The following is a 9,499-nucleotide window of genomic DNA, read 5'->3' as shown; positions in this document are numbered from 1 at the left end:
TACTACTAATAGTTGTAATAATTTTTCATTATTATACAACCATTAATTATATTCAGTTCTTAAATCCATAGGGCTTTTCTAAGTTCTTTTAAAAGAGAATTTAGTAAAGCCCTAAATTTTTTTGTAAATTTTTTTGTAAAAACTTGTTAAAAATAGTTTTTGCTATATCCTTATATATAAGGAAAAATATAATTTATGGAGAAAATAAAAATGAAAAACTTAAACAACAATCCACAAGAAATCAATCAAATAAATAAGCAAACTAATTTTATTGGTTTTGAAAATTTTATAGAACTTGATAATCAAGTTAATCAAACTAAAGAAAAAAGTAAATTAAGCAAGATGGGCAAGAAATTGCCAAAAATAAGCAGTCAAGAGTGTTTTAGATTTAATCGCAATATTGATTTTAGTGTGCAAAGAAACAAACTTGATAAATACGGAGCTAGTGAAGTAGGTAATATTCTAACTGGTGGTGCAGGACTAAAAGATTTAATGATGAATAGAGTACTTAAATATTTTGGAATAAGTATGCCCCATGAAGAGAATTTATATATGCTCAAGGGCAAAGAGTTAGAGAATTTAGGATTTAGAGAATTTATTAAAGCACACGGTGATAATATTGATATCTTGTATAAAAACAAATATGCCAACGGTGTTGATAAGTATAATTATTTCAAAAAAATAGGTAGTTCAGAAAATTTAGTAGGCGCAACAATTGATGGCTGGTTTATTAATAATAATGGCGATTTAGAACTATTAGAGATTAAAAATAGCGACTCTCATTATATGAGTAGCGCTATTGCTGAGTATAATAAAAATGGCAATTTTTTAAGTAGCAAGTATTTTTTCAAATACTATGTGCAGGCTCAAGTGCAACTAGCGTGTACTGGGCTTGAGTATTGTAATTTGTTCTTTTTAATAGGGAATAAACCGATTAATTGTAGAATAAAAAGAAAAAATCTTTTGATAGCAAAAGTATTAGAATTTGTTAATAAATGTGAATTAGAAATTATTAATTTAAGAAATAAAATTTTTAAAAATGAGGCGGTCAATTTATTAATATCTCATAATGGCAATTATGATACTTTTATAAATCTTGTCCAAGATTTAGTAGAAAAAAGCGATTTTTATAAAAATGGGATTGAGTTTGAATGGATAAATGAATTTGTAGAATATGTTGATTGCGTAGACCTTGAAATTAGAACTGATGAGGCCGCTATAAATCTTGAGTGTTCTATTTTTGAGATTGAGAATTTAAAATTAGAGTTGAATAAAATTCAAATTGAAAACAAAAAGAAAGAAAATCCTATAAAAGAACTGCTCAAAATAAAAATTAATGAGATTATGCATAAATATCCACTAATTAATAATGTAAATTATAAATTTAGAGAATTTATATTCAATTATGACCCGAATAAGAGGGCAATATTAGATAGATTTAAGGGACTTTTGCCAATAAGTAGTATAAGTATTCTTTCTTAGCAATATAGTGTTTACAAATAGCATCAGTGTCCCCATATAAATAGGGACACTGAAAAAAATTGTTATAAAGAAGATGGATACGTATGATTATACGTCAAAAATAAAGATATGTATGATTGTAACTTGTGTGGTTAAGCTATAGGGCAATACTATTTTTTATGCACTCATACGCTTGAATTTTACTTGCATGAGATAGTCCATAAATATTATCAATTTCATATGTTGAAGAATATTTCATAAGTTCTTTAATTTGAAAAGAATTATAACCATTAGATTTTAAATTGAAAATAAACAAATTTCTACATAAATGAAGTGATTTATTTGTTTTAAACCCCCATTTTTTAAGTAATTTTTTGAATTTTTTAGCAATATGATCAATGCTAATTCGATTATCTTTAAATCTATGTTTGGTTTTTTGAAAAAAATAAGTGCGGCTAGTATTAAGATTTTTTTCTTTAAAATAAGTTTCGTGTACTTTTTGAATAGCATTAAATTCTTTTTCGGTTATAATAAATTCTCTAGTACAAGTAGTAAATTTTTTTTTTGCCACATTTACTTTTATGTTGTATAAAGTTTTTCCGGTTTTGCTTAAAAAAGTTGAAATATCTTGCATTTTTACTTTTTGCAGTTCTGCCCCCCTACACCCACTTATTACCAGTAGGTGTACAAACCATCCAGATATTGGGTCAATTTGTTTTAAAATTTTGACACATTTTATAATTAATTGATTGGTTTTTGGATTTAAGTACAACTTAGCAGGAGTTTTAGAATTTCCTTGTTTATTTTCGGTTGATTTTTTTATTTTATTTTTTAAGGTTTTATTTTCTTTTACTACTTTATGATAATCCTTGACTACTTCAAGCACTATTTCTGTAATTTCTTTTTTAAAATCTAAAATATCATCAATTTTCATTAAATTAACTCCACTTTTAAATCAAACAAAATTAAATATCAAAATAAAATAATATTAATTTATATTAATTCTATCTCAAATTTTATCAAGAATTGACAATATTAGTCAAACTAAAAAGTTATATTTGTGTGTAAAATTTAGGCTAGAATAGCCTTGGCAAGAATAATAAGCAATTTACAAGTTCCCAAAAAGTGTTACAACATAACTGGAGTTCTAAATTTCCCAAAAACTATAAAATAACGCTGGGATATATGATATTTATATATTTTTGATTTAATTTTTATAGACACTGGAAATTGTAACTACTATGAAAATGAAAATGTTTTTATGGATTTTGTTATTAATTTCTTAGAGACTAATTATTTTTCTTGTTACTTTTTTAAAAAATTTATAGATTTTAAATCTATTTATAAAAAAAAGTATACTCATAACACGAACAAGACTAGTTATTTATTTAGTCTTGTTTGTTTTATGTAGCAGTACTGCAAGTAAAAAAGAAAAACTTGATATAAATAAAAATGTAAAACTTATTTTAGGGTTTTTGCCTAAATATAAATTAGAAAATCCTAAATAGCCAAAAAATAGACAAAATAAAAATGATATTAAGCTATAATAGGGTTTTTTATTTTGATTATTTTTAGCCCCACAAGCGACACAAGTTTCGTCATATTTTCTAATTAATCTGTTGCAAGAACTACACCGTATATCATCATTAAAATATTTAGTCACAATAAATCCCCCCCTTTATAAATAAAACTTGTAAAGTGATAATATACTCATTATAAAAAGACTTTATTAAGTTGGCTACTCTAAAGTAGTTTAAAGATTTTGCTTTCATTTAATAGTTTTTGTTAATATTTTAAATATTATTGAAAATAAATTTAGGGTGTCTTTTATTTAAAACAAATAAATATATAATGTTTACAAAAACGATTTTCTCTAAGTGTTAACTTTTAAGTTAAAAAAATTAGTAAAAATTACAAGTCGAATTTTAACAAAAACTAATACGTTTAGAGTAGCTATTAGTGCTCTCATTAAATGCAAAATGAGGGCTATAGAGCATCTATAATAAACGGCATAGGGAATTTCGGTGGTATCAGACGGGATATGTAATATACTCAGACTATTTTATATAAAAAACTACTAAATTTGTACCTTATGCCCTTTATTAGCCATTTAAACAAGATTAATTCCTATGATGAAGAACTTCCCAAAATTTCATTTTTATTACATTTGCAGTTTGTTAATATGTAACAGCAAAATGTAACAAATTAGATATTTAAAACTTTAAAAAATTAAATTTGGATTGTTTCAAAAACATATAAACTATTTCTTGATTTTTTTATGTTTCACTTTAAGTAATATATCTTGAAATTAGCTATTTTACAATTAGATAATTTTGCTTTATTTTTAATTTTGGAGAGGCACTATGCAAAATAAAATTTTTATTTTTTGTATTCTTATTATACTCTTAATTTCTTGTAAACAATGTTATGAGCATCAAGAAACAATAATTCATACTTTAGAAAATTAATGTTAGTAACTTAAACAAAATTTTAAGGATTTTTTTATGCTAGATAAGAATAATTTTAAAATAAATAGTGATGAAAATCTTTCACAAAAGAATTTTTCTAACTTAAATAGGAAAATTGCTGGTTTAGAGACTAAAATATCTCTTTTAGAAAAAGATATTAAAGATATTCAAAAAAATTTTTATAAAACTAAAGCGTTTTGTTTACAAAAATTTAATGCATACCATAGAAAGAGTGTTTTTCTTTCCACAATAATAACCCCCTTTATCTCTATTATTGTTAATGGTCTTATTATTTGGTTAATTATTAAGTTTATCAAATAGAAATTATCTAAAGTTATATCTCTAATAATTTTAATTTGTGAACACCAAATAAGACTATTCGTTAATCTTGTTCTAATTCTTATTAGCATAGCTAATAAGTGTATAATAAAGCCTAGGAGAGGATATGAAAAAAATAAGCTTATTATTATTTTTATTAAGCATTCATTTAAATGCCTTTTGGAGTGAAGAAAATATAGCAGAAAATTATGCAAAAGCTAAAAAATCTTTTTCTGAAAATGATTTTAATTTAATTAAGAATAGACTAGATAATTACAGTTTTGAAAATGAGTTTAATAAAAGCAAATTTTTATCAGAGCGTGTTCCAGAAATTAGGGGGAGTTTAAGAAAAATTGGGATTAAAGAAAATAGTGTGTTGCTAGACGCTCTTGATATTGTGGGTTATCTGATAAAAAATAAATTTATAACGTTTGTTTTAGGGGTCCCGTTTGGTGCGATGGCTATAAATAGTCTCATAGAGGGCTATCCAAATTCAATTTTCGATTATTTAATACAATTAGACTCGGATAAAATTGATTATGCCGAAAAATATGGAGAAAAAGCTAGGGAAAAGTTTCGACAATCTTATTTTAAAGATAAAATAACTGCGGTTAAGCAAATATTAAAACAAATTTTGGCAGACTTGCCTAAAGATTAAATTCTAAACTTAGCTTAAATGGTTTTCAATCTTGAAACAACTCTAAAATAATCAATAAAATGCCCTTATGAGGAGCATAAATGGTTTTAAAACTAAAGCAAGTAGAAAAAACAAAATGTCTTAATAATTGATTAATATTTTCCCCCTTAAAGGGGGATTTATTTATATCTACACTGCAAATATATAATCAAATTGTCTTTCTTTTTTTAACATGCAAAAGAATTTCAAGACACTTGTTTCATAAACGTCATGATTATCATGCATAAAGTTTTCAAACTTATTTAGTTCATCTAATTTATTAGTTTTCTTGAAATATTCTAAAAGAATATTTGTCCAATATTGTATACTCTTAAACTTAGGATTATCATCAAAAATTTCATCTAAATCCGCCTCATTTTCAAAACATAATGCCCTAATAAGAGCGTTTATATTATTTTTTTCTTTTTCATCATTTGCCCAGTTTTTTATGTTAAACAAGGCACTTCTAAAAAGTTCATAGCAATCATACTTGCCCATTTTCAACTTTTTATCAAAATTTTTTATTTGGTTTTGATTAATATCTTTTTTTTGTTCTTGATTAACACTAGCTTGCTTGTTAGGCATAGAATTTTTGTTTTCGTGGTTATTGTAAATAGGAGCTGCATCAGTATCTACTTCACTTTCTATGTTAAGATATGCTACTAATGCGTATCTTTTAAAATAAGTAATTGATGAGCCTACTAATTGGGGCACTGTATTTACATTCTTAGACCCATTTTCATTATTCCATTTTAAATTTTCTGTAAACATTGGTGCATCAAATGAGTCTTTATACCCAGTGTTTGTACTGTAAAATGTTGTTCTAAGAAAATGTTCTTTTTGGCCATCTTCCTTTACAGAAACTGGAGCTTGCTTAAAATCAAGGGCTAAATTATGCTTATTAATAACGTTTTTAATTTCTCTAAGTATTTCGTTGAAATTCTGATACTTATAGCCATAACCTTTAAGATTTTTATCAATCCCCGCTAAGTTCATTCTTAAGGTTTTCATATCTCTTAAAAAGTCAATTTCTGCTTGATTAATTTCTTGTGGATTGTTGTTTAAGTTTTTCATTTTTATTTTCTCCATAAATTATATTTTTTCTTACATATAAGTATATAGCAAAAACTATTTTTGACAAGTTTTTTACAAAAAAATTTACAAAAAAATTTAGGGCTTTACTAAATTCTCTTTTAAAAGAACTTAGAAAAGCCCTAATTTAACGCTGATCTAACGTTTATTAGGAAATAACGAAAAATTATTTTCCACTAAACTAAATATAGTTTAGTTCAAATCTAAATTTAAAATCAATTAGTATTTATACGAATTCGTGGTTTATGTAATTTAAAAAAATTTTTGTTAAAAACAAAGAACTTATAAAAACCTATTCTCTAAATTATTTATAAAATTATATTTTTAGTTCTTCATATTTCTTAAAAAGTTTTTTAAGAAAATCTTTTTGATTTTCAAGAAGTTCTTCCAAAATAAACGCTGTAAATTTAGCATTTTTTTTGTAAAAATCATAGCTTTCTTGCTTTTTAAGTTGAAACCTTAAAGGTTTTATTGGATTTTGTTTAGATTTTTTAACCTTTTCTGAATTGCTATTTCTTAAAAAAAGTATAGTTTCCTTAATGCCATTTTCTAATAAGAAAGGCTCCTCTATAACGCCATTTTCTATAGCTAATGCTATTCTTAAATAGCAATAAGTTTGAGTTTTAGCCAACTTATAATCTTTTATAAAAGCATCAAAATTTTTATATCCATCTAATTTATAATATTTATTATCTTTAATTTCTTTTAAAATCTTCATATTTTCTATCTTAGAGTAAATACCTTGTTGTAAATTAGACTTTAAATGTGTTTTTAACATATTATAATGTTCTATTATTTCATCTTTATTATTTAAATTCTTTTTTATTTCCTCTTTTACTATTATTCTATCGCTTATCTCTATTCCTAAACTCATAATTAAAATCTCCCTTGTATTTTTAATATAAAATCACTACTTTTTTATCCTTATTTACAAGAAATTAGTGCGCCCGGCGCACTAATTTTATGCTTTTGCATTAAAATTATTTAAAATATTAAGATACTCCTTTATATAATCTCTGTCTAAATCAAAATCATCATTTTTAGCAATTCTCCTATTTAAATCTTCTCGTTCTGATATAATGCCCAAAAACCTTGATTTTTTTTGCAATATTTCCAGTAAATCTTTATGTGTTTTATTTTTTTTAAATTTTGTTGCGAATAAAAATACTTTCAAGTTTAACTTTAATTTATTTATAAAAAACTCTAGTAGTTGCAAACTTTCAATGGCCCACTTTTCTGCTGTCATTGGGACTATAATATGTCCACTAATAACTAAAGCATTGGATAATGTAGAGTCTAAATGGGGATTTGTATCAATTATGATATAATCATAATTGAATTTTAAATATTTAAAGCTGTCCTTTAATCTATGTGTTTTATAAGGTAAAATCTCTTCACTAAAAGCATGTAAACTTAAATAGCTAGGCAATAAGTCAAGCCCATTATTAACGTTGATGATTGAATCATTTATTAAATAATTTGATTTTAAAACTTTATATATATTTTTCTCAAGTAAATCAAATTTATTCTCTATTATTTTTTTATTAAAATAACTAGTAGTAGATGCTTGAGTGTCCATATCTATTAAAAGCACCTTATATTTTTGAGACAATAATATTGAAAATATAATTGCACTTGTACTTTTACCAACGCCACCCTTGATATTGGCTATTGTTATTATTTTAGATTTTTTAATATCCATTTAATAATTAGCCCTTCACCAGAATATTTTTTATTGTAGAATTCGTATACATGTTTTTCTAAATCCATCAATCTATCAACAAGTGCTTTATTATAGGGTGTATCTATCTTTTCTTTTTTTATTAAACGCCTCATACCCTTTAAATAACAAAAAACACTGCCAGTTTTAAATCTAAACTCTATGTAATATGTTTTTGAAAATGAATATGCTTTTTTAACTCCATCTATTGTATATCTTACAAAAACATTTTTTATTGGTTTTCTATAACCATAAAAAATTCCTAAAAACTTATCCCCTTTTTTTATCGAATATAATCGAATTTCTTGAATTTCTGTTTGATCATATAATTCTCTAAATGATACACGACATGCATTTTTTTTAGTATCAATCCCCCATTTATGAATATCGGTTACTACTTTCATATGATACACAGTTTTATTATTTTCTTTTTCTTTTTTTAAAAACGGATTTTTTCTTTTCTTAATTATTTTTTTATCTATTTGCTCAATCTTTATTGAATTTTCCATATTTAATCCTTATATAGCCTTTCTATCTAATTCTTTTAAACTCAATACACTTTTTTGATGTTCTATTAGCTCTAATAATTCGCAATAATATATCCCAAATACTTTATTGTATTCTATTTTCTTTTGGTTATTTAAATATTTTTTGATAATGGGCTTTAAGATTTCAATATTTGTGTCTTTTTTTAGTTGTTCAATAAGAATATTGAAAACGTTTATCTTTAAATTTTGATAATCTTTTTGGAGATTTTCTTTTTTTCTTTCAATCGACTTTTCTAATTTACGTTTTATGTTACTTAAATCATTATATTTATAATTTTCAATAATAAAATGGGGCTTAAATTTGTAATTTTCGTATATTTTTTGAAGATTTATTTCTAATTGTTTAGGATTATATTCATTTTTTTCAAATTCTTTTTGAGTGTTTTTTAGAATTTCTTTTAATTTATTTTGCTTTTCTTTTAAGTTAGATTTATTAAAATGTATATTTTTATTTTTTAGTAATTTAATTTCTATTATTTTTATGATTTTAAGTATTTTGATTATATTATCTTTATCAATATCTAAATTTAATAAAATTGTAAGAAAAATTGAAAGAATTTTTTTACATAAAAAGTTACATTTATTGAAATACTTTATTATTTGATATTTTTCTATTTCATTAATCTTTTTTTCTTCTTTTTTATTATTATTTTTATTATTTATACACTCCTTTAAATCTACACTCCCATTTTTAGTAAACTTGTCTTTAAGGCCCCTTGCAGTTCTATTTTGAAATCTTAAATCTTTTTTTTCTTGAAAGTATTTGTTTATTTTTTGATAACAATCTTTTTTAGAAAAATTCAGTTGATAGTATATTTCAGTCCCAAAATTCACTCCTAAATGTTTGTGATAATTAGTTGTTACTTTAAATTCTTTTTCTAATTTGTAAAGATAATTTTGCAGTGTTTTTAGTTTAACGGGGGGTTGACCATTTCGTTTTAGATTTTCATTAAAATAATAGAGTATGTTTTTTTGTGTGTATTTCTTATATGTCTTATTTATGTACTCTAGTGTTGAGACAAGAACTACTAATTTATATTGTAATTTATTGTGACAAGTTTTGAGGGTTTTTATATTAGGGAAATTTTTCATTTTTATTTTCTCCATAAATTATATTTTTCCTTATTTATAAAGGTATAGCATATTTTCGATTTAAAAGTTAGTGTTTTTGAAAAATATAAAAAATATAAATTGAGTATGATTTTAATATGGTCTA

At 23.8% G+C, this 9,499-nt stretch carries 9 protein-coding genes and 1 pseudogene; 3 read left to right on the top strand and 7 right to left on the bottom strand.

Features of this window, described 5'->3' with window-relative positions; translation table 11 throughout:
• Positions 1–210: 210 nt before the first annotated feature.
• Positions 211–1,522 (top strand): annotated as a pseudogene (locus QIA22_RS06285) (DUF244 domain-containing protein).
• Positions 1,523–1,618: 96 nt separating this feature from the next.
• Here the strand turns inward: QIA22_RS06285 and QIA22_RS06280 are convergent.
• The gene (locus QIA22_RS06280) at positions 1,619–2,395 is read right to left on the bottom strand and encodes a tyrosine-type recombinase/integrase (RefSeq protein WP_367612109.1); all 777 of its coding nucleotides are present in this window, start codon (positions 2,393–2,395) and stop codon (positions 1,619–1,621) included.
• A 450-nt stretch (positions 2,396–2,845) separates the two neighbouring features.
• Positions 2,846–3,124, bottom strand: coding sequence for a hypothetical protein (locus QIA22_RS06275; RefSeq protein WP_367612107.1), 279 nt, complete (start codon positions 3,122–3,124; stop codon positions 2,846–2,848).
• 841 nt (positions 3,125–3,965) lie between these two features.
• Between QIA22_RS06275 and QIA22_RS06270 the strand changes: the two genes are divergently transcribed.
• The gene (locus tag QIA22_RS06270) at positions 3,966–4,250 is read left to right on the top strand and encodes a hypothetical protein (protein WP_367612105.1); all 285 of its coding nucleotides are present in this window, start codon (positions 3,966–3,968) and stop codon (positions 4,248–4,250) included.
• A 124-nt stretch (positions 4,251–4,374) separates the two neighbouring features.
• On the top strand, positions 4,375–4,905 hold the full coding sequence (gene eppA, locus QIA22_RS06265) for an exported protein A EppA (RefSeq protein WP_367612117.1): 531 nt from the start codon (positions 4,375–4,377) through the stop codon (positions 4,903–4,905).
• 168 nt (positions 4,906–5,073) lie between these two features.
• Here eppA and QIA22_RS06260 read toward each other — a convergent pair whose 3' ends face one another.
• The 5 genes from QIA22_RS06260 to QIA22_RS06240 form a co-directional block, all read right to left on the bottom strand.
• Positions 5,074–5,997: an ERF family protein gene (locus QIA22_RS06260; RefSeq protein WP_367612115.1), complete on the bottom strand. Its 924-nt coding sequence runs from the start codon at positions 5,995–5,997 to the stop codon at positions 5,074–5,076.
• A gap of 334 nt (positions 5,998–6,331) precedes the next feature.
• The gene (locus tag QIA22_RS06255) at positions 6,332–6,889 is read right to left on the bottom strand and encodes a chromosome replication/partitioning protein (RefSeq protein ID WP_367612114.1); all 558 of its coding nucleotides are present in this window, start codon (positions 6,887–6,889) and stop codon (positions 6,332–6,334) included.
• Between the two features lie 87 nt (positions 6,890–6,976).
• Positions 6,977–7,717, bottom strand: coding sequence for a ParA family protein (locus QIA22_RS06250; protein WP_367612113.1), 741 nt, complete (start codon positions 7,715–7,717; stop codon positions 6,977–6,979).
• A complete protein-coding gene (locus tag QIA22_RS06245) occupies positions 7,693–8,244 on the bottom strand; it encodes a DUF226 domain-containing protein (protein ID WP_367612111.1) in 552 nt (183 codons plus the stop codon). Before QIA22_RS06245 ends, QIA22_RS06250 begins: the two co-directional genes overlap by 25 nt.
• Positions 8,245–8,253: 9 nt before the next feature.
• Positions 8,254–9,375: a plasmid maintenance protein gene (locus QIA22_RS06240; RefSeq protein ID WP_367612119.1), complete on the bottom strand. Its 1,122-nt coding sequence runs from the start codon at positions 9,373–9,375 to the stop codon at positions 8,254–8,256.
• Positions 9,376–9,499 lie beyond the last annotated feature (124 nt).

It is taken from the genome of Borreliella kurtenbachii, assembly GCF_030437945.2.
Taxonomy (GTDB): Bacteria; Spirochaetota; Spirochaetia; order Borreliales; family Borreliaceae; genus Borreliella; species Borreliella carolinensis.
Note: the sequence above shows the minus strand (reverse complement) of the source record. Positions and strands in the feature narration are given on the sequence as shown.

Coding starts and splice junctions, on each gene's coding strand:
- eppA (WP_367612117.1), top strand. CDS start 4,375: ATGAAAAAAATAAGCTTATTATTATTTTTATTAAGCATTCATTTAAAT.
- QIA22_RS06240 (WP_367612119.1), bottom strand. CDS start 9,375: ATGAAAAATTTCCCTAATATAAAAACCCTCAAAACTTGTCACAATAAA.
- QIA22_RS06250 (WP_367612113.1), bottom strand. CDS start 7,717: ATGGATATTAAAAAATCTAAAATAATAACAATAGCCAATATCAAGGGT.
- QIA22_RS06245 (WP_367612111.1), bottom strand. CDS start 8,244: ATGGAAAATTCAATAAAGATTGAGCAAATAGATAAAAAAATAATTAAG.
- QIA22_RS06280 (WP_367612109.1), bottom strand. CDS start 2,395: ATGAAAATTGATGATATTTTAGATTTTAAAAAAGAAATTACAGAAATA.
- QIA22_RS06260 (WP_367612115.1), bottom strand. CDS start 5,997: ATGAAAAACTTAAACAACAATCCACAAGAAATTAATCAAGCAGAAATT.
- QIA22_RS06270 (WP_367612105.1), top strand. CDS start 3,966: ATGCTAGATAAGAATAATTTTAAAATAAATAGTGATGAAAATCTTTCA.
- QIA22_RS06255 (WP_367612114.1), bottom strand. CDS start 6,889: ATGAGTTTAGGAATAGAGATAAGCGATAGAATAATAGTAAAAGAGGAA.